22 protein-coding genes and 1 tRNA gene are annotated in these 23,622 nt (G+C 53.6%); 8 read left to right on the plus strand and 15 right to left on the minus strand.

Annotated elements, in window-relative coordinates:
• Positions 1–158: 158 nt before the first annotated feature.
• Positions 159–1,289 carry a lipase family alpha/beta hydrolase gene (locus C0039_RS00285; RefSeq protein ID WP_101516926.1) on the plus strand — a complete coding sequence of 377 codons (1,131 nt, stop codon included), beginning with the start codon at positions 159–161 and terminating at the stop codon, positions 1,287–1,289.
• Here the strand turns inward: C0039_RS00285 and C0039_RS00290 are convergent.
• The 12 genes from C0039_RS00290 to C0039_RS00340 form a co-directional block, all read right to left on the minus strand.
• Complete coding sequence (locus C0039_RS00290; RefSeq protein ID WP_101516927.1) at positions 1,286–1,609, minus strand: chaperone modulator CbpM; 324 nt, start codon at positions 1,607–1,609, stop codon at positions 1,286–1,288. The genes C0039_RS00285 and C0039_RS00290 overlap by 4 nt on opposite strands.
• Positions 1,606–2,550: a DnaJ C-terminal domain-containing protein gene (locus C0039_RS00295; RefSeq protein WP_101516928.1), complete on the minus strand. Its 945-nt coding sequence runs from the start codon at positions 2,548–2,550 to the stop codon at positions 1,606–1,608. The genes C0039_RS00290 and C0039_RS00295 overlap by 4 nt, the downstream gene beginning before the upstream one ends.
• Before the next feature lie 558 nt (positions 2,551–3,108).
• Positions 3,109–3,444 (minus strand): hypothetical protein, encoded by a 336-nt coding sequence (locus C0039_RS00300; RefSeq protein ID WP_101516929.1) that lies wholly within the window; start codon positions 3,442–3,444, stop codon positions 3,109–3,111.
• 402 nt (positions 3,445–3,846) lie between these two features.
• Positions 3,847–4,806: an aldo/keto reductase gene (locus C0039_RS00305; RefSeq protein WP_101516930.1), complete on the minus strand. Its 960-nt coding sequence runs from the start codon at positions 4,804–4,806 to the stop codon at positions 3,847–3,849.
• 630 nt (positions 4,807–5,436) lie between these two features.
• Positions 5,437–7,419, minus strand: a complete 1,983-nt coding sequence (locus C0039_RS00310) for an acyltransferase family protein (protein ID WP_101516931.1) — start codon at positions 7,417–7,419, stop codon at positions 5,437–5,439.
• A gap of 496 nt (positions 7,420–7,915) precedes the next feature.
• Positions 7,916–8,590: a hypothetical protein gene (locus C0039_RS00315; protein WP_101516932.1), complete on the minus strand. Its 675-nt coding sequence runs from the start codon at positions 8,588–8,590 to the stop codon at positions 7,916–7,918.
• A gap of 201 nt (positions 8,591–8,791) precedes the next feature.
• The gene (locus tag C0039_RS00320; protein ID WP_101516933.1) at positions 8,792–9,658 is read right to left on the minus strand and encodes a hypothetical protein; all 867 of its coding nucleotides are present in this window, start codon (positions 9,656–9,658) and stop codon (positions 8,792–8,794) included.
• Between the two features lie 339 nt (positions 9,659–9,997).
• A complete protein-coding gene (locus C0039_RS00325) occupies positions 9,998–10,810 on the minus strand; it encodes a hypothetical protein (protein WP_133125911.1) in 813 nt (270 codons plus the stop codon).
• 517 nt (positions 10,811–11,327) lie between these two features.
• Complete coding sequence (locus C0039_RS00330; protein WP_101516935.1) at positions 11,328–12,152, minus strand: HAD family hydrolase; 825 nt, start codon at positions 12,150–12,152, stop codon at positions 11,328–11,330.
• A gap of 154 nt (positions 12,153–12,306) precedes the next feature.
• Positions 12,307–12,483, minus strand: coding sequence for a hypothetical protein (locus C0039_RS20990; protein ID WP_165786995.1), 177 nt, complete (start codon positions 12,481–12,483; stop codon positions 12,307–12,309).
• A gap of 170 nt (positions 12,484–12,653) precedes the next feature.
• The gene (locus C0039_RS00335) at positions 12,654–13,733 is read right to left on the minus strand and encodes a hypothetical protein (RefSeq protein WP_101516936.1); all 1,080 of its coding nucleotides are present in this window, start codon (positions 13,731–13,733) and stop codon (positions 12,654–12,656) included.
• A complete protein-coding gene (locus C0039_RS00340) occupies positions 13,718–14,083 on the minus strand; it encodes a hypothetical protein (RefSeq protein WP_133125912.1) in 366 nt (121 codons plus the stop codon). Before C0039_RS00340 ends, C0039_RS00335 begins: the two co-directional genes overlap by 16 nt.
• A 438-nt stretch (positions 14,084–14,521) precedes the next feature.
• Between C0039_RS00340 and C0039_RS00345 the strand changes: the two genes are divergently transcribed.
• Positions 14,522–15,547: an isopenicillin N synthase family dioxygenase gene (locus C0039_RS00345; protein WP_101516938.1), complete on the plus strand. Its 1,026-nt coding sequence runs from the start codon at positions 14,522–14,524 to the stop codon at positions 15,545–15,547.
• A gap of 84 nt (positions 15,548–15,631) precedes the next feature.
• Here C0039_RS00345 and C0039_RS00350 read toward each other — a convergent pair whose 3' ends face one another.
• Together C0039_RS00350 and C0039_RS00355 are read right to left on the minus strand one after the other, a co-directional pair.
• Positions 15,632–16,303, minus strand: coding sequence for an alpha/beta hydrolase (locus C0039_RS00350; protein WP_101516939.1), 672 nt, complete (start codon positions 16,301–16,303; stop codon positions 15,632–15,634).
• Between the two features lie 158 nt (positions 16,304–16,461).
• Complete coding sequence (locus tag C0039_RS00355; RefSeq protein ID WP_165786996.1) at positions 16,462–17,829, minus strand: sigma-54 interaction domain-containing protein; 1,368 nt, start codon at positions 17,827–17,829, stop codon at positions 16,462–16,464.
• A gap of 418 nt (positions 17,830–18,247) precedes the next feature.
• On the opposite strand from C0039_RS00355, the gene C0039_RS00360 reads away from it, so the two are divergent.
• The 4 genes from C0039_RS00360 to C0039_RS00375 all read left to right on the plus strand — a co-directional run bounded on the left by C0039_RS00360 (position 18,248) and on the right by C0039_RS00375 (position 19,909).
• The gene (locus tag C0039_RS00360) at positions 18,248–18,610 is read left to right on the plus strand and encodes a hypothetical protein (protein WP_075999487.1); all 363 of its coding nucleotides are present in this window, start codon (positions 18,248–18,250) and stop codon (positions 18,608–18,610) included.
• 83 nt (positions 18,611–18,693) lie between these two features.
• A tRNA-Arg gene (locus C0039_RS00365) sits at positions 18,694–18,770 on the plus strand.
• Positions 18,771–18,798: 28 nt separating this feature from the next.
• Entirely contained in the window at positions 18,799–19,050 is a 252-nt protein-coding gene (locus C0039_RS00370; RefSeq protein WP_101516941.1) for a DUF3820 family protein, read from the plus strand.
• Positions 19,051–19,105: 55 nt separating this feature from the next.
• Positions 19,106–19,909, plus strand: a complete 804-nt coding sequence (locus C0039_RS00375; RefSeq protein ID WP_101516942.1) for a class I SAM-dependent methyltransferase — start codon at positions 19,106–19,108, stop codon at positions 19,907–19,909.
• A gap of 70 nt (positions 19,910–19,979) precedes the next feature.
• Here C0039_RS00375 and C0039_RS00380 read toward each other — a convergent pair whose 3' ends face one another.
• Positions 19,980–21,095, minus strand: coding sequence for an NAD(P)-dependent alcohol dehydrogenase (locus C0039_RS00380; protein ID WP_198171852.1), 1,116 nt, complete (start codon positions 21,093–21,095; stop codon positions 19,980–19,982).
• A 145-nt stretch (positions 21,096–21,240) separates the two neighbouring features.
• On the opposite strand from C0039_RS00380, the gene C0039_RS00385 reads away from it, so the two are divergent.
• Positions 21,241–22,116, plus strand: a complete 876-nt coding sequence (locus C0039_RS00385; RefSeq protein WP_101516943.1) for a dienelactone hydrolase family protein — start codon at positions 21,241–21,243, stop codon at positions 22,114–22,116.
• 179 nt (positions 22,117–22,295) lie between these two features.
• Positions 22,296–23,507, plus strand: coding sequence for an aspartyl/asparaginyl beta-hydroxylase domain-containing protein (locus C0039_RS00390; RefSeq protein WP_075999490.1), 1,212 nt, complete (start codon positions 22,296–22,298; stop codon positions 23,505–23,507).
• Positions 23,508–23,622: the final 115 nt, after the last annotated feature.

Here is a 23,622-nt window from a genome sequence, read left to right on the forward strand (position 1 = left end):
AGGCAGAAGTCTGCCTACCAGAGCTGTCGACTCAATCCAGATAAAGGCGGCCGCGTGTAATCAGAAGGGCCTTACTTTCCGGGTAAGGCCACCCATCGATCCACACGGTCAGATTAGTCAAATAATCCAGCGAGTTGGGCTGGATTGGAAGCAGCGTCGTGAAGAGACATATTTTCCTTATACCCGGTTTTTTCGGATTCACCAATCTGGGAGATTTCACCTACTGGGGGCCGGTACGCGAACGGCTGCAACAGTTCCTTGATGCTGAGGGTGGGGTTTCACAAATCCACTATGTTAAGTCACTGCCGACGGCCAGCCTGCGCACACGCACCCGCGTATTGCTCGACACCATATTGTCGGCACGTAACGCCGCAGATGACCGAATTCACCTCGTCGGCCACTCCACCGGCGGACTTGATGCACGATTGCTGCTGACCCCGGCAGTCGACCTTCAGACAAGGAAAAACGTCGACAATGTAGCAGGCAAAGTACGTTCCAGTATCAGCATTGCAACGCCGCACCGTGGTGCCCCAATCGCTTCATTTTTCAACAGCATGCTCGGGCAGAGACTATTGCGCCTGCTGTCACTGGCAACCATGGTCGCCATACGGCATGGACACATGCCACTCTCTGCATGGACCAGAATGGCGGGACTATTCGCACTTCCCTCAAGCCTTGAGAGAGCAACGGGTTCATTGGCGGACCAACTCTATGACCAGCTACTGGCGAATTTCGACAAAACACGGCGGTTGCAGGTAGAAGAGCTACTGGGGGAGCTGCAACGCGATCAATCGCTGCTCACTCAGCTTACTGTTGAAGCAATGGATCTCTTCAATGCGGCTGCTGGAGACCGGGATACCGTCAGGTACGGCTCGGTAGTGACTCGAGCCAGACCGCCTGGTCTGGATACGGCCCGGGAATTGGGGCTCAACCCGGGCGCCCAGGCGCAATTGGGTTTGTACTACAGCCTGAGCAAACTCTCTGAGGGTTATGAATTCACCGCTATCAAGCGGGAGCATAGGTCCGCATTGAAGAGCAGCCTGGGCGAAATGCCTGACAACTCCGCCAACGACGGGATAGTTCCAACGCTTTCACAGCCATGGGGTCAATGTATTGCTGCGGTACAGGCCGACCACATGGATATCATCGGCCACCATGGCCAGGGCTCCAACGACGCTATCAAGCATTATGACTGGTTGATAACGAATAGCGGTTTTCGCGAAGCTGAATTCAATGAGGTGTGGAGCAAAGTGGCAAGCTTTATTGTAAGCTCCGAGGCCGCTGACTAATTCGGACCACGATCCTCATCGTTCATAAACCGCCCCAGTCGCTGCTGAAGGTATTCGTTTTCCTGGCTTAGCCGATCTCGCTCTCGCAGCAAGTCGATCAGCATGGCAACGGCAACCCAGTCAATATCCAGGTCCCGCCGTAGGCGAACGGCTCGCGTCATCCAGTGTGCGCTGGTGACGTCAAAGATCCAGTCGTCGACTGTTGAGCCCGCAACAGGCCGTGCAATCTCGTACTGTACAAGCTGTACCAGCAGTGAGCGCGACAGCTCTTCCCTCTCGCAGAGTTCGCTGACCGATATTTTTACAACGGTGGAGATCATCGCTTATCCCTCCATTCCTTTCTGGGATCAAAAGCTGCTGCTTCCGACAGTTTCTTCCAGAGTCCCTCCACCTCTGGGCCGGTATTATCTGGCATGACTACCTTCAATATTGCATAAAGGTCGCCCTTACCCGTCTTACCGACAAGCCCCTTCCCCTTTACTCGTAACTTCTGCCCTGACTGGCTCCCCGGGGAAATCGTCAGGTTTATCCTGCCATCCAGGGTCGGCACAGTCACTTTTGCCCCAAGCGCCGCCTCCCAGGGAGCGACGGGCACGGTTACCAGCAGGTTGCGGCCCTCCAAATCAAAGATGGGGTGTGGCACCAGACGAATATGAAGGTAAAGGTCACCCGGCGGGGCTTCGCCCTGTCCCGGAGCACCCTGCCCTTTCAACCGAATGCGTTCGCCATCCCCAACACCGGCGGGGATGGTAACCCTCAACGATTTACGCTTGTGACGCAGCTGTCCCTTCTCGACTATCGGCAGTTCGTACTCGATGGGCTTAACGACATCCGCAATTGTTTCTTCCAGAAATACTGGCATTTCAATTTCGACGTCCTGACCGCGAAAGCCGAAAGCGCCTGATGTGCTACGACCCTCCTGCGTGAACTCTCCGCCAAAAATCGAATTAAAGAAATCAGAGAAATCGCCGCTAAAGTGCTGGTGTTGAGCGCCGGTAGAGGATTGCCAACCGGGTGGTGGCTCGAAATCGTGATGTGGCTTGCCCCCGTAACGTCGTAGCTCATCATATTCAGCTCGACGATCCTTGTCTTTCAAGACCTCCCAGGCCTCTGCCACCTCCTTGAAATTCGCCTCGGCGTCTTTCTCTGCATTCAGATCCGGGTGGTACTTGCGGGCCAGCTTGCGATACGCCGACTTAATCTCAGCCGTTTCAGCATCCGGGGCGACACCCAGAATCTCATAGTAGTCCTTGAATTCCATCCGCAATTAAACCTGTGATTGACTGCTCTCGATATTTGTACAGTACAACAATGAATGGGTCCAGTTGGAAGACGGTGGAGCGGAGACCATCCCGCAGGACTAACTGCCTATAGCGGACCTGGGCAAACACAATACGGACGCCTCAACAGGGTGAGCACTAGCCAGTTTCAAGAATAGAGCCAGAAATCCTTTTGCGCGGGACGGGTCACAGCCAGACGTCGAAAAGCTGTTGCATGTTTTTTAAATAAGGAATTTGGGCTAAGAAACCTCTCCCGATCAGGCATCTATCCCAGCGACGCCATCGGCCACCTGGCGATGCCTCAGGACCTACAAGCGCCGGGTCAGCTGAGAGAGCGACTTGACCATGACCATTAACAACTGGACTGTTGCAACGATGCTGTAAACAGTGAGCAGACTATTTAACTCAGGTTTGAGCTTGAGTCTGGTTCAACGTTGGCATTGTAGAGTTAGGTCACATGTACTCCTTCCCATGTCACCCTGAAAACAGCTCAAAGAGAGCATGAGCCGGGAAGGGTGAGGGTCCCCAAGGAAAGCGATTCAGGGAACTTCACCAGGCCGGCGCAATATGTTGACGATTGAATTACAGCTTGCGTGCGTTAACCGTTCACGCCTTGCTGCGGCCACTGCTACCACCAGACCCAGGGCCAACCCTGCACCACCAGCATCCAGCTCTGGTACCGATTTAGGCTTATCCCGGCACTGCTTGCCGTTTCGCGTGTAGTTACGCGAGAACTGCTTTTGCCGGTCCCCACGAGACTGGTGCTGCCCATCACGACTCCACTGCCTATCTCCATCGTGGTGCCTGCCGCCTGCATAGCTCAGCGACGTAGCGAGCATCAGGGCACTGAATAAAATCACTTGCAAACGCTTCATAGGACTATCCCTCAATTCCGAAATTGTTATGGTCTCAGCCCCCTGCCCCTTCAAGCGAACGGAAGGACTGATACCCTTTCTTTATAGATGGTTTTGTGGGTCAATCCAGTTTTATCAGCGCAGCGCTCTCTGATGTGTGACGTGGTTCACACTTGCGCTACCACTTGGCAACGCCAGTAAAAGCGTGTTCGGCCAGGAGACCTGCAACATTCTGAGTTCCAAGACAAAAAGCAGCTTATCGCCTGTTTGCGCACTCGATGAGTGCAAGATGGACGTCGCCCGGTGTGACCCAAAGGGGAACGGCAACGCAAAAGTCAACCTCAACCAGCTATCGATACAAGCCACGTGTGCTGGCAGAAACCTGGAGTTGCTCCTTCAGGTTTACAAAACGTACGCGCATTTCTACAGAATATTTTCAACGAAACTGCGTATTTTCTCCCTGTCTGCGGTTGTCGGCAGGTAACCCTTGGCCGCCCCCATATTGTCCAACAGGTGATGAGGCTTACTGGTAGCAGGCAACGCGCTGACAACCGCCGGATGGGAAATGACAAACTTGAGGAACAATTGACCCCACGATTCGCATTCCATTTCTGTAGCGAAGTCGGGCAGGGACCTCCCTTTCACCGCCTTGAATAGCTTCCCGGAGGCATAGGGTCTATTCGAAAGTACCGCAATGCCACGGTCGTATGCCAGCGGTAGAATACGTTTCTCAGCTTCCGCTTCCTTAATCGAATAATGAATCTGGACAAAGTCCAGCGGTTCGTTCTGCATAATCTTTTCAAGGTCGTCCAGGGCGTCGTCTTCCCAGTGGGTGACCCCTATGTACCTGACTCTTCCCTGTTCCTTCCACTCTCTCAGCGTTTTCAGGTGTATCTGCCAATCGATCAAATTGTGAACCTGCATCAGGTCCATAGTCTCTACGCCCAGCTTTGCAAACGACGCGTTCATCTGGTCCACGCCATCCTGCTCACCCTCCGTCCACACCTTGGTCGCCATGAACAGCTCGTCTGTAATTCCAAGTTCACGCGACAGGTCACCTATCACCTTTTCAGATCTCGCGTACTGCGGTGAACTGTCCAGAACACGGCCACCAGACTCGAAAAAGAGCTGCAGCACTTCTTGCAGAGGCGCTCTTTCTTCTGTCGACTCCCCGACATCGAAACTACGCCAGCTTCCCATACCTACCACGGGAAGTTGCTCTCCGCTGCTGGGGATGGCCCGGGTCGTTATTCCGTCAGAAGTAACCTGGTGATTGGGGGAAAACTCTCTGGCTGGAGTTAGTTTATCCAGAGTCAACTTGCCAGCCACCGCTGCTGCGCCGAGGACCGCACCGGCTTTCAGAAAATTTTTCCGTGTCATCATAAGAATATGTCTCTTGGTTCGGTGAGTGAATTTACGCTAAAGCATGAGTATAGCTGCGTAATCTGACACAATTCATTCACTGAATCACATTTTTTAACTAATCGTAATACGGTTCGGCTCAGCCGCATTGAGTCATTGCAGGAAGTATAGAAGATCGCAATGACCGGGGTTAATATGGACTGCTAAAGAAAAAGCTCGAAACACACCGCCAGCGCCTGTATGCGCGGCTTAGCCGTCTCGAGTACTTTAGCCCCCTTCACTTATAAGCGCCCCGCCCCTCAGTAAACCTGTTAATGGTCTACTACTTTTAGAGCTGGAACGGCAGTCCACTTCATATGAAGTCCATTTTTAGATCATATATCCTCAGACAGACTTATTCCCCAAACTTTCTGCCTACGCGCTACGCGCATTGCCTGCCATGTTCTATATAGATCGGGCTTCCCAGAAAGTCACAAGGATTTTCTCACTCTTGTAAGCGGAGGAACGCCCCCGAGACTCCAATGGCAGATTGGGTGAAAGGAGAGCCAATAACTCATCTCTGAAGCTAGTGGCTACGGGAGCTGAAGTTTCCGTGAATCGGTCGAATTACAGAATCAAGTGAGGCTGTAGGCCGCAGTACAGACCATTTCCTTATCTATGCGTCGATCTCACAGGAACCTCAGTTACTATGAGCCGATAGAAATCCATTTTCTCCCCTATGATAGCCGACCCCTCATAGGAGAAGTGTCCCTTATCTCTATAGAGAAACGCATCGTCTAGCGAGGCGAGGCAGGCACCTTCTTCGCATGAGAATTCATCGAACCAGATCACGTGATACTTTTGGTCGATTTGCTCAAGAAACCTTAGCGCAAGCTTATACTCTTCAGGGTAATCACTCACGCGTATCTTGCAGTTGTTGAGGTCATACCCCAAAACGGAGGCCTTCACCAAACAAGTACCTATATCTTCACCGTTAGTCGGCGGTGGCGCAAACACGACAGGCTCTATTCCTTGAGAGATCAAGAAATCTAACGTTGCTGTCAAGTGTTGGTAGACAATGGACGCGTCGGGCGGTTTCACGCCGTCGGCATCCCTAATTCTCCAACTGTCCATCAAATAGTGTTCAAATGGGGAGCTGAGTACCGCGAATCGCAGACTACTGTTCTCACTTATCCAATCGGCAACACTTTTGTTGAAGCTAATGCATCCCTCAGCCCAGCTCTCTGGATATTCTTTGCTGACTGGTGCTAATCCAAGCATAGGCCCACACACCGGCTTGGTCATTTGAATAATCTTAGCGGCACTATTCGACGCCAGAATTCCATCTACCAGATGCATTGCGTAGGAATCACCCCATACGAGAATTTCAGGCTCATCGCTAGTTCGACAATCCGCTGGAAGCAGAGAATCGCCGTCACAAGCTTCACTCAGCCCGCGATTCACTCGGATCCTGTAGTCAAACTCTGCGTCCGCATAAGTCGAACCATTGGCAAAGGCTCTCGAAGGAAAGCCTTTGCTCATATAGCCCGCTAATCCAATACAAATCGATGCTAACGATGCAAAAGCGGCCAAGCGGAATATCTGCTTCCGGTTATACCGTCTCTTATCTCTATATGGCTTCTCCACATACTTCCAGGAAAGATAGGCAAGAATGAGGGACAGGAACCCCAAAGATGCCATTAGCCAATGACCAGGCTCGTGGAGGCTTCTAAGGCGCGCAAAAGCGAATAAGGGTTGATGCCATAGATATGCGCTGTAGCTGATCAGGCCTATACCAACAGGAACCCTATTGCTCAAAAGCTTTCCCACAAGCGTTGATCCGGAGGCATATAGGATGATCAGGCCGGTCCCAACGATTGGGATCAGGGCATAGAAACTCGGGAAAGGCGTTTCACTATCGAAAGCGAATACTGAATATAAAATTAGTACTAGACCCAGAGCGCTCAACAATTGGCCAGAAAGATTTGCCTTCAATGACATTTCTGATCCTTCGGAGTTTTTGCCTAGCAGGTATATCGCGATTAATGAACCAACTAGTAGTTCCCATAGCCTTGTTGGCAAAAGATAAAAGTTTGCACTAGGAGCGTTTTCAGCACCATATTGAGAAAGCAACAGGCTTGCCCCGCCAACGATGAGAAGTGATATGAAAACGAAATTCTTCCCAAAGCGCCAGGTAGCCAGAATGTACAATGGGAAGAACAAGTAATACTGCTCCTCGACAGCGAGACTCCAGGTATGCAGGAGTGGCTTTAACTCAGCGGCAGGGGCAAAGTATCCACTTTCGCGCCAGAACAAAATATTCGAAGAAAACAAGGAAACAGCAACAACGCTATTAGAAAACTCTTTAAGCTGTATCGGGGTCATCCATTGCCACGCAAATGGAAGGCAAGCGAGAATCACAAAAAAGAGCGCTGGCAAAATTCGCCTGGCTCTTCGCTCATAAAAATTTGCTATGGTGAAGGTTCCAGCACCCTTCTCCGCGATAATGATGGTGGTGATTAGATATCCACTTATGACAAAGAAGATATCAACACCCACATAGCCACCACTGAAAACAGAAACTCCTGCATGGAAAAAGATAACAGGTAAAACTGCTATTGAACGAAGACCATCAATTTCTCTTCTATACTTCATAACTTCGTGTGAATCAGTGGCTTAAAAAAGACAAGTGGTGGGTGAATCACTAACGCAAGCTTGTGAAAGCCAGGCACCCTATTCGCCAACCCTCATGACAGCCATATGCGAGTCTCTGACTCTATCTTTAGATCGGGCGAGTCTAAGGTACGGACGAGTACAGCACAACATGGATTCAAAAGATTGTGAACAAACCCTCAATGTCACGGAAGTTTAGCGAATTCAGCTGCCGCCAAACAAAGTCACACAGTCCTAACTACAGGAGAGACTCTTCATTCAGAAACTTTCAAGAGACCCGGAAAAGCATCGATTTAGGCCGTACAGACGTAATAAAGTCTCCGATTTTTTATAAACGCTGACTAGTCAAATTGACAACGCCCTCATTAGATATTCTACATGCAACTGCGCATGATCCGATTGGAACTTTACAGCCTATAAATATGCATGGAATGGAACGCCAGCTCTTCGAGAATCCGGGTCCTGAAGGGTGAGTGCATCAATGAGTACGCTCAATTTCGGCATTATCGTTTCCTGGAACTTTACTTTGCGGCTTCAAGAGGGCGGTACAGCTTTTCGATGCACTGGCGCAACTCAGACGCCGTAGTCTGATATTGTCGAACCTGAATTCACCTTGCCCTTGCCCCGCAATTCGCAGCCGAATTGTGGAAACACCAGGTGAAATTGAGAATTCCTCCTCTACACGTTGAAACTTCTCATCGAGGTTGGTTTCGATATACCACTTATCCCGCGCAATGATATGTCCCTGTTTGTCATAGGCAGTAATCTGAATCTGCGCGAATCCGTCGGCACTGGAACGCCAAAGCAGGCCACCCAGAGAAAAGCGTTCGTTTTCCCTTACGTCGAATCGGTACCGATGCGTGATGTGCCACCATTCATCGCCCTTGTTCTTAACAATAAGACAGCGTGAGTCGCCTGGGCAGCTTCTCCCATAATTTCTGATAATGTTCTGGGGTATAGGTGTATGCACTGATATCCATCTATTTGGGATGGGAAGCGATGATTCAAAATCTTCTTTAAGGCCGTCGCTATCTGTGTTCTGGCGAATTGAGTATTCAAGCTTGAATAGCCTGAAAGGGAGGTATTTGCTGAAGGAAGTGTCGTGGAATAGGTTGATTCCCGCCTGGGTCTTGAACCAATAGATGGACAGCATGCATACGCTGGCAACTACCAGACAACTTACACACTTTTTTGTTGAACAGTGATGTAACATCTAGCGCCCGAAAAACCTCTTTCAATTGTCTATCACCAGGTGCGAGTAAACCAAGAAACTGAAAAGCGGAGCAGACAAAGCACAAAGACAGAATAGAGCGGAAATCTGTTTGCATTATCACAGTCGGTTCACAGTGCCATTCTACATAAGCAAAACTCCGTCAATCTGTACCGGTAGTTTTAGTTTGAGATTGGTGCGCATCATTTCCACGACAGGATAGTCGTCGCTGCTGCTGAACATCAGGGCCCTGCACTCATTCTCGCCGGCTATATAGCTGCTCCTGGCAAGACCGGGCGTGGCCCCAATCTCCGCGCTGCCTGGGTGGGGAATGTAGTATACCCCTGATGAAGCGGCAGCCACATGTCCTGCAGCCTCTGCCGCATGAGCATACACTTTGCCTTTTTTACTGCAGTTCTCGAGCTCAAAGTACAGAACCATTGACCCGGCTACCCAATAGTAGCCACTACTGAGTTCAGGTGCGAGCCAACGCACCAGTTTGAGCGTGTAAGCCTGCCGATGCCCCACAAAGTGCACATCGAACCGGTATCCCGAACCTGTCCCAGACTGCAGGGTACCGATAGTCCGGTTAAGTGAGTCAATAACTAGGGGCTTCCCGGTCTCAATAACTTCAAGCTCCGCTATATTAGCGCCAGCACCGCCAATGGGCTCGAACACCGGCTCTAGAAAATACCTCTCATCTGACGCCAGTATTGCCATCAAATCTGGATTGGAGTCAAAACCCACGGTAGCAAGCTTGCAGGCCTTCGTTTTACCGCCACAAAGACCGTTCTTGCGCTTTTTCCAGCGGACAAAACGATACTCGCTGCTGAGCGGAATCGCGGTAAACGTATCTTCAAAGCTTGCGTTGTCAACTTCTATGGTACAGGTCTTGCCTGCAAAGCAGTAATGCGCACCGCTGGCGGATGTGACCCGCCCAGTCTCCGGAACCTCGACAATGAGTTTGCAGGCCGGCAGGACAAGCACTAATAAAACGGCGATCAGTCGCATGTTGCGCCTCCTTAGAGGTTGACCGTCCAATATGCCACAAAATACGCCTGGGTTGTAATCACAGGGGCATCGCAGTAGTGGCGGCAATAAGCTGCGGTTGGGGAAGGTGGTTGGTAAATACTGGCTCAGGCGTTAGGGAGGCCACCGCAATAGCAACTGAAAAAGCCTGATTACAGGGAGATTTTCTCTCGCGTCACCCTACCGTAATACAGCAGCCGATAACGACCGTTTTCAAACAACAGCAATGCTTAACACCAGCATGCGTGATCACAAAACTGAATGCAAAAAAAGGCCCGCTGCCTCATGGCAGCGGGCCTTTCTAACTTCCTGCCAGAAATACTAGTTGGCAGTCGCTCTACGCTGAACACCAGCGGCGGCAAGGATCCCAAGAATCATGAGCAGAAGACCAGGCAGTGGCAAGGTTGGAATTGCTGCCGCCCCCCCAGGGCCGGGGCCCACTACTGGATCGTCTACACAATCCACCGCCACATCTGCAACATCCGCGCCGGCAATTGTGCCGCTACCATTTGTAACAGTACATGTCTGACCAGCCGGCTGGACTGACACGGTGACCGCGTAGGCGCCGCCATCGTTCACCGGGGTGGCAAAACTGAAGGCGCCATCGGCTCCGACAACCAGGTCATCAGCACCGTTGTTCTGCAAGGTAACACTGCCAGTCAGGCCAGTTGCATTACCGCCAACGCTATACGTGAGAGGAGCATTATCCACACAGGCCACCGCCACGTTCGTAACGTCTGCTCCGGCAACGGTGCCGCTACCATTCGTAACCGTGCAGGTTTGGCCGGCCGGCTGGGCTGACACGGTGACCGCGTAGGCACCGCCATCGTTAACGGCCGTGGCAAAAGTAAAGGCACCATCCGCACCAACAACCAGGTCATCACCACCGCTGTTTTGTAGCGTCACGCTGCCAGTAAGACCCGTTACATTGCCACCAATCGTGTAAGTAGAGGCGATGATATTAATCGTTACCGAGTCTGTGGCCCAGGTGAATGTATAGCTGCCCGGGATAAGCCCCATGGAGAGAATGGTCTGTCCGGCGAAGGTAGAGCTACCCGAGATCGGCGTGCCCGAAGTATAGCCAGAAGCCACGATCAGAGTGTTGGTACCACTGCTGAGTGAATCTATGCCCACAGCGCTTCCCGAGTTAGTACCGCCGACAAATAAGCTGCCTGTACTGAATGTGGTCGCTCCACTGTCGATGGTGTAGGTATCTCTAGCGCCTCCGCCAGAAACCAAGACGATACTTTGGAAACTAGGGTTCCATGAAGATCCGGCAATTATGCTGCTGAGTGCAGGGGCAGAACCAGGTACTCCTAGTGTGGAAATATCCAGAGACCCGCTGGACGTCGCAACAACGTCGCCGCCCGATTCCTGAATATTGATAGTTACCGCTGCGTTCACACAGGCGCTGAAAAACATTGCCACCAAAGGCATTAATATTAGGCGTTTCATTTGTCCCCTTTCTTGTCCCGTCGCTTGGATAGTTTGCTTCACCTCCCCAAAAAAGCCCCCGGGAAATGAAGGATATTACCCCCTAGTCTAAAGGGATAAGACATCCAACGCGAGTGAACTTGTTCACAATTTTAATTTCACTGCCATTAGCAAACAGCAAGCCCGTGACCCGTAGTCGTTGAATCTATGGATGGGCCTAGTTCAGTTTAAAACGCTCTCGTAGAAAACGAGCGATACCCTCTTCATCGTGGTGCCCGATAACAGCCGTGGCCGCTGCCTTTATTGCATCGTTGGCGTTTGCGGGGGCGTAGCTCTCATCGGCCACTGCAAACATACTGAGGTCGTTGTCGCTATCTCCGAAGCAGATGACGCGCTCAATGCCCAGTATATCCCTTAAATCGGCAATGGCGCCTCCCTTGCTTGCCTCGCTATGGTGGAGGTCCAGCCATCGCCACTGCCGGTCATCCCGGAGGGTGCCAGAGTATGCCACCAGTTGCGGCTCTTCATTGACGCTTCGCAATACTGTCTCTATCGCTTCACAAGGCCCTATGGCATTGACGTGGGTAATCACCGCGTCCCCCGGTAGTTCGTCAAGGGCTCGCGTCCTTAAGTTGTCCCCGAGCCCGGCGTGACTGACCAGTTCCTGCTCGATTCCTGACTTCAACGGCGCGTGGTAAACAGTGCTCCTCTGCTTCTCGTCCAGAGTAAAGACCAGCGGGGTTACATCGGCATACCTAAATGCCCTGAAAACATGATCAAGCTCGCTCATGGTCAACATGGCGCCTTTAGTAAAGCGCATCTCCTCTGGATGCCAGGTCATTACGCCATTCTTGTACGCCTGGGGCAGCAAAAAGTCATGCTCACCCAGCACGGACCGCGCACTATGCAAGGTGCGGCCAGTAGCAACTGTATAGGCGATCTGGTGTTCAGCAAGCAGCCGAAGTGTTTCGCTCGTGTAGTCCGAGATTGCCGACTCCTTATTCAGGAGTGTGCCATCAAGATCAAAAACGATAAGTTCCACCCAATACATCCATGCGCGCAAAAAGGCATGTTCGCATGTTTGGCTAGTGGAACGCATCAATGCAAACCAGCGAATTTCTGCGGTTAGTGAATTCAGCCTGGTAGAAGGTGACAGGCAGGATTATAAGCCGGAGCCGGTATGTTCCGCGGGACTCTCAGCCGGGGGAAAGCCGGGTTTGGGGAAGCTTCATCGCTTTGCACAAATGCCCTTTGTCGTGCGCTGCTCGGGCACAGTCTTTGCAAACAAAACGAGGCCTGTGAACAATATCGGCCAATTCATCAACGCCCTTCTCAATCTCTTTCTTCTTCCATTTGCATAAAGATTTAGCCATAGATGCTTCCTGACCACAGGGCCGATTCCGGTTACCAACGCGGATACTGGTAGAACTGCGCGCGTGCCTGCGCAAGTTGGTATTGTGCATCAAACGACCGCTCTGCTCCATCTGCTGATCGCACTCCTCTGGATAGGGAGAAGCGCTGAGGGTGACCTGACAGCATGGACCTAATAGTCGGCTGTTTGTACCAACTCAAGATAATCACTATTCGAGGCACGGTCGCCAAATACGCGTACGGTAATCTTAGCGTCAGCGTCCCGTAAACGCTGCCAGACTGGCGCAGGAATCCTGTGCCTGTAACCATGCACACCCAATGAAGAAGGCCAGGGCCACGAGGGGCCCAGCTCATCATCCAATATAAAGCTGCGCTTTCGTTTAGACGCGTAGACTTCCTGCCCGTCTACGGTGACAACAGTCTGCATTCGTAAACTTTTGTGCGGTAGAGCGGTATTTCTACCCCAGGCACTGACCATGCCGTCTTGCGCCACAGCAAGTATTTTTCCTTCATATTGATTACGCGGTCTGAAAAAACTCCGCTCGGTCTGCTTGAGTCTCAAACCGGGGTAGACGTGTTGACCGCTCTTGATCTGCTCCCCTATCTGCACCAGAGACCGGAGATAATCCTCGCCCCCTTCCTGGAAATTTTCAACAAACTGGTCAACCCCAAAGCCACTATTGGCAGGCTTTTCCGGCGCGGGCTCCATGGACCACAGGAAAGGGATGAACGCTACAAACCGGGGGTCACTCAGCGCAATCTCGTAATGATGCAGCAGCCGCTTTCGCAGGTTTACGACCATGCGCTTTATCCTTCTTTCGTAAGCTGAGCGGCTCTCCAGGCTCCTGCGGTTAAAGTCCCGGTGCTTGACCCAGGACTCCGGCACAGCCATCAGGCGCTGCTCAGCCGTTATTTGCTGCAACAGCCTGGCGTAGTAGGCGGTCGCCGGCTTGCCATCACAATCCCAGAGGCTGTAATAGCAGTCGAAGCCGATCCAGTCGTAGCCCTGGGGAATACGGAAACTGTCGCGAAAAACCTCACTGTAATGAAAAATGACACCAATGGGAGTGCCGGGAAACAAGGCCGCGATTGCCTCGTTGATCTCAGCAAGGTCCTGATGCATCTGTCCACGCGAGGTGGCGTCGCTTGCCGCCGCATGATGAAGCGGTTCATCCACTGGATAGATCATCGCCACGCTGTCCGCCAGGCCCTCGTAGAGTAAACGCTGTTGCAGCATCACCAGGGACGCCATGAAGTCGCGTCTCTTGCGGAAGTTCTGGTCGAAAACGTGTGGCTGGACACTGGAACGGCTTTGACACCTGCCTCCTTCGCCTGGCGGATGCGCCGGACAATGTCCTCGGTATGGTATACGCTCACCCAGGTTAAATTAGTGAACGGCGACAGCTCCTCGGTAAAGTTCCAGTGCTGCTGTGCGGAAGCATAGAAGCCGACATACTCCAGATGCCCGAAACGCCGTGCCGCACTGCCAAAGATGGAGTCGGACGCGACATGGCGGTAGCCATTGCCCGAAGCAGGAGCGGCGAGCCCGGAAAGGCTTACAAGCGCCAGAATACCAAGCGCCGGGGGGACTACGCGCTTCATGCGTTTAAATAACCGGTGAAAATGCATCGGCTCTCCAATCATTCCAGGGATCTCAGTGAGTTACAGGAAATGGGGCGGGCGTGAGCCCAACCCACGCAACTATGCACTCAATTCACCAGACACTGACATGACCCCTGCCGCCAACTCCGTGACATTTGACGCCCGCAATGGGAACCTGGAAGCAGCAACCAGCGTCAACTTGCGGCCAGTTCGGCAATAATATCAGATAGTTTGCAAGCTCAGCCTCCACACCGGCAGCAGTAAGCACATTGTTCATTCTTCTACTAAGCCCTCGTGTGCTTTGCGCAAGGACTGCGTCTGAGCCAATAATGCGAGGGGCGGCATCGGGCGCGCTTGTCGAGAAACCACCCCCGACTTACCATTGCGGTCACGAATCCGATTCTGCTTGTACTACAGCCAGGGAAAGCGAATTCCAAGATGACGCCCGAGCTTAATGATATCGACCGGCAACCGGTCGCAAAACATAACCCGGTGATAAAACAGGTACCTGTCATCGACCTGGCCGAGCTTCTTCATGACTCGTCCAGCAATGCAGCTCTGACCGCAATCGATAAAATTGCCCAGGCCTGTAAAACCTGGGGGTTCTTCCAGGTCATCAACCACGGCATCGCCACTACCCACATTGAGGAAGTGTGGAAACAAACCCACGCCCTGTTTGCATTGCCGACAAAGGAGAAACTTGCGCTGATGAGAAGCAGGCAGAACCCCTGGGGGTTCTACAATCATGAGCTCACCAAGAACCAACGCGACAAAAAAGAAGTGTTCGACTTCACGCTGCAAGACTTCGACCCAATCTATCATCAAGCCAATCGCTGGCCGCGGCAGCATCCGCAGTTCAAAGCCACGATGCTGGCTCACCTGGAGGCGTGCACCACTCTGGGCCTGAAACTGCTGGAAGCTTTTTGCCTGGGCCTGAATCTGCCGGCCAGGTTCCTGCATCCACATTTTGAGGGCACCCACACGGGGTTCGTGCGCCTGAATTACTATCCGACCAAGGACCCCCTGGCGGGGATCTCCACCGATCATTCCGGGACCGCAGACCTGGGTATTCACCACCATACGGACGCCGGCGGCCTGACGCTATTGCTGCAAGATCACGTCACTGGACTACAGGTTTACCGTGATGGACTCTGGTACGACGTGCCGACGGTCAAGGGCGCGATGACGGTCAACACCGGCGACATGATGCAAGTATGGTCAAACGACGCCTACCAGGCGCCAATCCATCGGGTGCTGGCGATGGATCATCGCGAACGCTACAGTATCCCCTTCTTCCTGAATCCCGCTGCAGACTGCCTCGTGGCCCCGGTGCCGTCAGTGGTCGATGCGAAGAACCCCCGTCATTACAAACCGATTGGGTGGGGTGATTTCCGCGGAAAGCGCTCAGACGGCGATTTCGCTGACTACGGCGCGGAAGTCCAGATCTCCGATTACCGTATCTGAAACAGGCGATACGGCCACAGCTCTTTGCTTACGCTTACGCTTACGCTTCGAGAGTCTCCCCGCACTGTATGTGTTTATTCTGGGTCAAGACTGTAATCCGAGCACCCGTTGCAACCAACGACTGATCTCCTGGATTTGCTCCAGGCACACCTCGTGCCCCATGGGGTACTCTCGCCATACAACCTCGTAACCGGCATTCTTCAGGGTCGCGAAAGCAGACTCTCCCAGTGCTACTGGCAACACCATGTCCTGCTTGCCGTGACACATTAAAATAGGGATTTGCGCATTCACCTCCGCCTTCTTCGTGCCCAGGCTTTCTTCATCGGCAAGAAAGGTGGATAGAGCAAGAATCCCCGCCAGGCGCTTCGGGTAATACAGCGCAGTGTGCAGTGCCAGCACACCACCCTGGGAGAAGCCAGCCAGGAGGATACGCTCAGCAGGCGTCCCGCTATCAATCTCGTCCTGAATTAGGTCATGGACCTGGCGAGTTGACCTTCCCAGGCCAGCCATATCAAAGCCACCACCCGGGTCGAAGTCGAACCAGGCCCGGGCCCGCTGCCCACCGAAAGCTGTGACCGGCATTTCGGGCGCGTGAGGAAATACAAAACGGATAGGCAATTCACCGGGCAGGCGGAGCTCCGGCACAATAGGTTCAAAGTCATGCCCGTCAGCACCCAGACCATGCAGCCAGATAACAACGGCGACCGGCGCGACCGGGGGATCTATTTCTACAATCGGTAATGGAGTAGATAACATACAGGATATTCTTCAACCTCATTCAGGAAACACACATAGAACATTAAATTTAAAATTGCCCGGATTGACCAGCGCAGGCTGGGCTGTAAGTCTTTCTGATCCACTCGCCACTGACCCTGGCAACTTGCGACCGCTTACCCCTCAGCACCATGAAGAAATCAGCTGGCATCCTGTTTGCCATTATGCCGATACTTTTCCAATCGGGCATAAAGAGTGCGCAGGCTGATACCCAGGGTGCGCGCCGTGCGCTCTTTGTCGCCCGAGTACTTTTTCAAATAAGCGTTGATCATCATCTTCTCGGCTTGCTGCAGTGAACAGCCAGGTGGCAAAGTAAGCGCGCCCAGTGATTGTTGGTTATGCGCACCGGCTTTTTGCTCTATTGGCAGATGCTCAACCTCTATTTTATCCCGCGATGTCGTACAGGCTTTCTGGATTACATTCCATAGCTGCCTGACATTTCCTGGCCAGTCATACCCAGCCAGCGCTTTCTCAGCGGCCGGGACGAGCCTCAGGCGCCGGTCGTTTTCCTGATCAAAGCGGGCGACAAAAAGGCGGGACAGTTCAACGATATCCTGGCCACGCTCGCGCAAGGCAGGGACCCGGACCTCCAACTGGCTTATCCGGTAGAACAGGTCCTCTCTCAGCTTACCTTGCTGAACAGCCTCAAGCGGATTGCGATTCGTTGCAGCCAGCACGCGTGCCTGATAACTGCGGTCCACCTCGCCACCCACTCGCCGGAAACGCCCGGACTCCAGTACCCGCAACAGCTTCACCTGCATCGCGTGTGGCATTTCGGTGATTTCATCCAGTAGCAACGTGCCGCGGCCCACGCGCTCAAATATGCCTATGTGCTCCGATACGGCACCACTGAAGCTTCCTTTTTCGTGCCCGAAAAGTTCACTTTCCACCAGTTCTGCGGGTATAGCAGCACAGTTGATCGCTTCGAACGGGGCCTGGCTGTGAACAGAGTAGGCATGGACCGCCTCGGCTACCAGCTCCTTGCCAGTGCCGCTCTCACCATGAATACACAACACGGCCTCACTGGCGGCAGCCTTGCGCAGAAACCGGTACATCGTCCTCATCGGCACAGAGCTGCCATAGAGTGAGCCAAACTGGTCCATTGCAACAGCCTGCTGCTTGCGTCTGCCGCTACGGGTGGCTGCTTCGGCGTCCTGGTACATGTCCTTTAGCAGTTCGACAAGGTAACCCTCGTCAAGTGGCCGGCGGATATACATTGCCTTGCCCGCTGCCACCTCCGATGTGAAACGGGCCTGCTGGCTCTGGTCACCTAACAGCAACAGCTGGGCGCCAGTTCCTTCGGTCGCCGCGAGGATGGACGCCAGATCATGACGGGAAATAACAGCATCAACAGACAGCACTACCGGCGCCAGCGTTCCGATTTGATTGACGATATGCTCGGGTTCGTCCAGGGGTATTTCAACAACACCGAAACCGGCGCTTGCCAGCGCACTACATGCCAGCTCGTCTTCTGCGTGTCTGGTCAGTACAAATGCATTGTGGGTCAAAGCGCACAGCTCCCGTAGGGTCGTTAGTTTGCGGTAATTGCAATTATATGCGCATTTTGCATCATTTGTTCGAGCTTGTTGCTCACTGGGATCCACGGTGGCGGGGAGCTGGAAAGGAAACATCAATTAAAACAATAAGATAAGGGCGCTTCATTATTCACTACAGTGCTGGCACGGAACTTGAAACATGTAGCTTGAGCAAAACGAGTAACCACCAAGGAAGAACTGTGACCACTTTTGAAAAAGCACTATCGTCATACATGGAGAGCACCAGTCATTGCACCACCATTCGCAGCATAGAGCCCGCGACACTGGTCAGGGAAAACAAGTCGAACCGCACGAAAGCCACAGTGCAAAACCCCGGGCCGCCACAAGAGACGCGCGGCCAAACACAGGCCGTGAGCAAGGATAGATAGCCATGCAACTGTCCCTGACCACCTATCACCGGAGCAAGCCACACCACCCTCCTACGGAACTCGGCGCCTCCACGTTTGTTTTTGAACAACGGGAGCTGAGACTGTTGCGCAGGCTGTCCGCGCGATTGCACAAACTGAATCAATCCGAGATGACAGTGCTGCTGGAACCGGATGCTATAGACCTCAAGGCCCCCACATCATGCGGGGCATTGCGGGAGTGCGGAATCAGGCTGACATGCGGAGATGAACCCGGGACAGGCTCTTTCAACTTCGTGGGCCGCCGGGAACGTGACGGGGGGCTGGTATTCACCGACAGGGTGAGCATCGGCAAGTTATCGACCGCCTCAACGGCGCTGCAGACTTAAAACACCGCTGACCAGAACTGAACCTCCAACCGAGTCCTGACTCATTCCTAACCAGGGTGGGTGTGTGTATACTTGGCCTCCACGCGCCCGTAGCTCAGCTGGATAGAGTAACTGGCTTCGAACCAGTTGGTCGGGAGTTCGAATCTCTCCGGGCGCGCCAACCAGGCTTTTCGGGTAGTTCAGACGTCATGGATAACCAGGATATGCTGGACGCCATCAATCAGGTTATGCCCTATGGCAAGTACAAGGGGCGGCAGCTGCTTGATCTGCCGGAGCCCTACCTGGTCTGGTATCACAGCAAAGGCTTTCCCCAGGGCAAGCTGGGTGCTCAACTTGCGTTAATCTACGAAGTGAAACTCAATGGGCTAGAGGGAATGCTCAGGCCCCTGCAACGCCAGCCAAACGCTGCGCGCCGGGACGTAGCGCGTTCAACCGATTGACTGCCACCCCTCGACTTGCACGGCCATATCGGGGCGGGCCAAAGGGAGAATACCCATGAACAGGCAGGCCGCGAACTTCATCGGCGCAGTACCCGGCAACTACGATAAGCACCTGGGTCCGCGGATCTTTCAGGGATACGCAGAAGACCTGGCCCGGCGAATTGCCCGGACACGACCCGCAAAAGCACTGGAATTGGCAGCGGGCACAGGCATTCTCAGCCGCTGCCTGCGTAACGTACTGCCCGACTCCTGCGAGTTGCTGGCAACGGACCTCAACCAGCCCATGCTGGAGGTGGCCGGCAAAAAATTTACAGACGGCGATCGCGTACGTTTCGAGCTTGCCGACGCCACCCGGTTGCCCATGGAAGACAACAGTTTCGACGCCGTAGCCTGCCAGTTCGGCGTTATGTTTTTCCCTGACAGGGAAAAATCCTACGCCGAGGTCGCCAGGGTACTTGTGCCCGGAGGGCACTACGTATTCAACGTATGGGGTTCCTTGCAGGGCAATCCCTTCGCCAACATTGCCAACCGCACTGTGGAAGAACTTTTCCCCGAAAATCCACCGGGGTTTTACCAGGTCCCCTTCAGCTATCACGACGCAGAGTCTATTGAGACCTCGCTTCGAAACGCGGGCTTTACCGAAACTCGCAGCGAGCTTCTGCAAATCACCACCACTGCTGAACCGCATGAGGATTTCGCCAGGGGACTGGTCTTTGGAAATCCACTGGAAGAGGAGATACTCGATCGTGGTGCCGACCCACAAGCAGTTCATGCGGCAATAACTCGCGCACTGAAACGCGACTTACCGGAGCCCATGCCCCTGCAGGCACTGGTGATAGAAGCCCGGCTGGGCGGCTGACTGACGCCTCACCCGGAAGCCTGCATTTGCTGCTAGCTGCTACAGGTGCACTACTGCAGTTCGTTGACGGCTACTCATCATGCATAATGTCGATGGCTATTTTCCCTCTGGCGCGCCCCGACTCGGAGAGGGCCATCGCGTCCGCGATCTCTTTGAGCGGGTAGGTTTTGCCTATCACTGGCGTGAGATCTCCGTTACGCATCAGCTCTGCCAGGCCCTCCATATCTTCAGCGGAGAGCCGAGCCATCAACACAATGACTTCCTGCTCAACCATTGGTGACTGCAGCATGGCCAGCAGCGGACCTTTCAACGGCCCCACCCAGTCACCTGAAGCGCCACCTATCATCACCAGGCGACCCTCCGGGTTGAGCACTCTACTATTTGCCATGGGCGAATGGTTGCTGATCATATCGACTATAAGGTCATAGCGTTCATCGCCTTCTGCGTAACTCTGTTGTTTATAGTCGATAACATGACTGGCACCCAGGCTGCGCAGCAACTCATGATTACGCTGACTGCTGACACCGGTGACTTCAGCCCCCATCGACCGCGCGATCTGCACGGCAAATGTTCCGACTCCACCCGATGCGCCATTGATCAGCACCTTTTGTCCGGGCTGTAATTGGCCCTTCTCCTGCAGCGCCTGCAGTGCGGTAACACCTGCAATAGCTACCGTGCCTGCCTGCGCAAAGGAAATATTGGCAGGTTTCAGCGCGATGGCCCCGGCCTCTTTCACTATCACATACTGGGCAAAACTGCCGTTTGCACCACCAAACACCTCGTCACCCGGCTTAAAGCGGGTAACGCCGGCTCCCACCGCCTCCACCGTTCCAGAAAAATCCACGCCCATGCGGGTATCACTAGGTGAGCCCAGACCTGAGCCCAGGCGCATGAGGTAGGGCGACCCGCGCATATAGTGCCAGTCGAGCGGGTTGACACCAGCCCAGTGCACCCTGACCAGAACCTCCTGCTCACCGGGAACAGGTTTTTCCATTTGCGTAAATTGCAGCACTTCAGGCGGCCCGTAACAGGCATAGGACACCCCGGTGAAGGTTTCTGTACCCGGAGGTGCCAAACCCTCTGGTCCAGGACAGTCCTTGTTATAGCTGATCGCTACGGCGAGGACGAGGACACAGGCAGCAAGCAGTATAGCGACCAACTTAAAAGTGGCTTTCAGTATTCGCATGTGGCCTCTCATGTCTCTTAATGTTGATTGTGGATGCTGACAACTTATCAGTCAGCTGCTGAAGGCACCAGCGCCGGCCTTCTGGAGCAATCGCTCCAACAGGGGTAATATCCAAAGTCCTGTCGACCAGCCAGTAGAGAATATCATGTGCGATGAAATCACCGAGAAAGACAATAACCGATACCTTCGCAGCAAGGGTTTGAAACGGCGCGACTTCAACCGCTACAGCATGGGGGTTGCCCTGGCGATGATGCTACCGCCGATCGCCAATGCCATGGATGTCGTAGAGCAGGACATTCTGGTGGAGACGCCCGATGGGATGGCAGATAGCTACTTTGTTCACCCGGAAAAAGGAACGCATGCAGCGGTGATCATCTGGCCAGACATTATGGGTATTCGCACTTCTTTCAGGATGATGGGCAAGCGCCTTGCACAGTCCGGCTACACGGTACTGGTGGTCAATCCCTACTATCGCTCAGTGAGGGGGCCTGTTATTGAGGACGGTGAGTCGTTCAGCACACCTGAGGTGCGCGAGCGACTAATGCCTTACGCCCGCTCGCTCTCACCTGAAACCTGCGTGACCGACGGCCGTGCCTTCGTTTCTCACCTGGAAAAGCATCCCTCGGTCGACACAAGTCGAAAAATGGGTACCACGGGCTACTGCATGACAGGGTCATATACCTTGCGACTGGCCGCTGCAATTCCGGAAAGGATAGGTGCAGCAGCCTCGTTCCACGGCGGCGGCCTCGCCACCGACGCTGAAGATAGCCCGCATTTGCTTGCACCGCAGATCAACGCCGGGGTACTGATCGCTATTGCAGCCAACGATGATGAGAAAGATCCCGACGCCAAGGACCTGCTGCGCAAGGCATTTGATAGTCATGGCGTAAACGCTGAAGTCGAGGTTTACCAGGACACCCTGCACGGCTGGTGTCCGCCGGACTCCGTAGTCTACAACGAGGCCCAGGCGGAGCGTGCCTGGAGCCGACTGCTGGCGCTGTTCGAACGGGAACTGGGATAACCACCAGCCAATAGCAACACAGGGGGCTGGTATGCCCTGTTCAATGTACCGGGTAACACCCTGGATGCAATATGCAGCGTTCCTCCCCGGAGGAGCGCTCGTTACTTTTCCGATAGAAGAAAGAGATAAACGCACAACCGTTGCACTCCCTCAACACTACTACAGCGATTTTCACCATCATGTCCAGACCGACACTACAAGAATTAGCTAACGACGCGATAAAGGCCTTGCAGGGCGGACAGCACGAACTGGCCAGGGAGCGGTTCCAGAATTTGCTCTCAGGCCAGGAACCCGGTTTTGAACCGGCCAGGAAGAACATGCAGCTATGGATGGGCCTGGCCTATGCCTGCGGCAACTGTAACGATAGCCAGGGTGCACTCAAGGCAGTAGATCATGCCTTGACCCTGCAGCCGCGAAGCGCACAGGCCCTGTTGTTCAAGGCAGATCACCTGTGGCACTGTAAACAGGAGGAGAGCGCCGCAGCCTTCTACGGTGCACTGCTGCAGACCTGTCAGTCAATGGCCTCTGTGCCGCCGGAGCTGGCCGCCCAGTTACCGCGGGCAGAGCAACGCCAACGTAAAATAGCAGACCAACAGTTGAGCTTCCTGCAGCGTGAGCTGGAGGCACTGAACCTTGATGGTAACAAGGTAAGCCCGCGCTTCGGCCAGGCACTCGCCATCAGCCAGGGCCAGAAAGAATTTTACGCACAGCAGCCATCCAAGTTCTTTTTCCCGGAGTTGCCGCATATCCAGTTTTTTGATCCCGGCCAGTTCAAATGGTCTGCCGGGCTGCAATCAGCAACTGACTTAATCAAACATGAGCTACAGCAGGCTATTGCGCAGAACATCGACTTTGAGCCGTATTTGCAGGAGTCTCAGGTAATACCCAAGACCAGTTCAACGGACATCTGGGGCAGTGATGACTGGGGTGCGCTGTACCTTTGGCAGGATGGGGAACTCAATACAACCGTCGCCGACAGGTTTCCCGAAACGGTCGGCATCATGAGCCAGCTGCCTCTGGCTGACATTCCCGGTGGCTCCCCAAATGTACTTTTCTCCCGACTGAAGCCCGGAACCAACATCCCTCCACACCATGGATTCTTCAATACCCGTTTAATCTGTCACCTCCCCCTCATTGTTCCCGAAAACTGTGGCAAGTTGCGGGTCGGTAACGAGAGTCGTCCATGGACCGAAGGAGAGTTGCTGATCTTTGATGATTCAATCGAGCACGAGGCGTGGAATCACAGCGACCGCGACAGAATAGTGTTGATTTTCGAAATCTGGAGGCCCGAGCTGTCAATCGGAGAATGTGACGCCATCAGAAAACTGTTGCAGGTAATCAGAAGCTACTCCGGAAAAACGGGCGGCGCACCGCAACCTTTAGGACAGTAACAGGGAAATGCTCGAAACCATTTGTCGCCTGACGCTGACGGGGCGAGCGAGCTGGATGCTTAACGCTTACCAAACATACACTTGATCTGCTGCCAGCGCTGTAGCCGCCTTTTCG

This window comes from Pseudohalioglobus lutimaris (assembly GCF_002866825.1).
Classification (GTDB): domain Bacteria; phylum Pseudomonadota; class Gammaproteobacteria; order Pseudomonadales; family Halieaceae; genus Halioglobus; species Halioglobus lutimaris.

Bases quoted from the DNA above. Each gene is read 5' to 3' on its own strand.
- C0039_RS00290 (WP_101516927.1), bottom strand. From the start codon at position 1,609: ATGATCTCCACCGTTGTAAAAATATCGGTCAGCGAACTCTGCGAGAGG.
- C0039_RS00295 (WP_101516928.1), bottom strand. From the start codon at position 2,550: ATGGAATTCAAGGACTACTATGAGATTCTGGGTGTCGCCCCGGATGCT.
- C0039_RS00300 (WP_101516929.1), bottom strand. From the start codon at position 3,444: ATGAAGCGTTTGCAAGTGATTTTATTCAGTGCCCTGATGCTCGCTACG.
- C0039_RS00305 (WP_101516930.1), bottom strand. From the start codon at position 4,806: ATGATGACACGGAAAAATTTTCTGAAAGCCGGTGCGGTCCTCGGCGCA.
- C0039_RS00310 (WP_101516931.1), bottom strand. From the start codon at position 7,419: ATGAAGTATAGAAGAGAAATTGATGGTCTTCGTTCAATAGCAGTTTTA.
- C0039_RS00315 (WP_101516932.1), bottom strand. From the start codon at position 8,590: ATGCTGTCCATCTATTGGTTCAAGACCCAGGCGGGAATCAACCTATTC.
- C0039_RS00320 (WP_101516933.1), bottom strand. From the start codon at position 9,658: ATGCGACTGATCGCCGTTTTATTAGTGCTTGTCCTGCCGGCCTGCAAA.
- C0039_RS20990 (WP_165786995.1), bottom strand. From the start codon at position 12,483: ATGGCTAAATCTTTATGCAAATGGAAGAAGAAAGAGATTGAGAAGGGC.
- C0039_RS00335 (WP_101516936.1), bottom strand. From the start codon at position 13,733: ATGGCGTCCCTGGTGATGCTGCAACAGCGTTTACTCTACGAGGGCCTG.
- C0039_RS00340 (WP_133125912.1), bottom strand. From the start codon at position 14,083: ATGAAGCGCGTAGTCCCCCCGGCGCTTGGTATTCTGGCGCTTGTAAGC.
- C0039_RS00345 (WP_101516938.1), top strand. From the start codon at position 14,522: ATGACGCCCGAGCTTAATGATATCGACCGGCAACCGGTCGCAAAACAT.
- C0039_RS00350 (WP_101516939.1), bottom strand. From the start codon at position 16,303: ATGTTATCTACTCCATTACCGATTGTAGAAATAGATCCCCCGGTCGCG.
- C0039_RS00360 (WP_075999487.1), top strand. From the start codon at position 18,248: ATGCAACTGTCCCTGACCACCTATCACCGGAGCAAGCCACACCACCCT.
- C0039_RS00370 (WP_101516941.1), top strand. From the start codon at position 18,799: ATGGATAACCAGGATATGCTGGACGCCATCAATCAGGTTATGCCCTAT.
- C0039_RS00375 (WP_101516942.1), top strand. From the start codon at position 19,106: ATGAACAGGCAGGCCGCGAACTTCATCGGCGCAGTACCCGGCAACTAC.
- C0039_RS00380 (WP_198171852.1), bottom strand. From the start codon at position 21,095: ATGCGAATACTGAAAGCCACTTTTAAGTTGGTCGCTATACTGCTTGCT.
- C0039_RS00385 (WP_101516943.1), top strand. From the start codon at position 21,241: ATGTGCGATGAAATCACCGAGAAAGACAATAACCGATACCTTCGCAGC.
- C0039_RS00390 (WP_075999490.1), top strand. From the start codon at position 22,296: ATGTCCAGACCGACACTACAAGAATTAGCTAACGACGCGATAAAGGCC.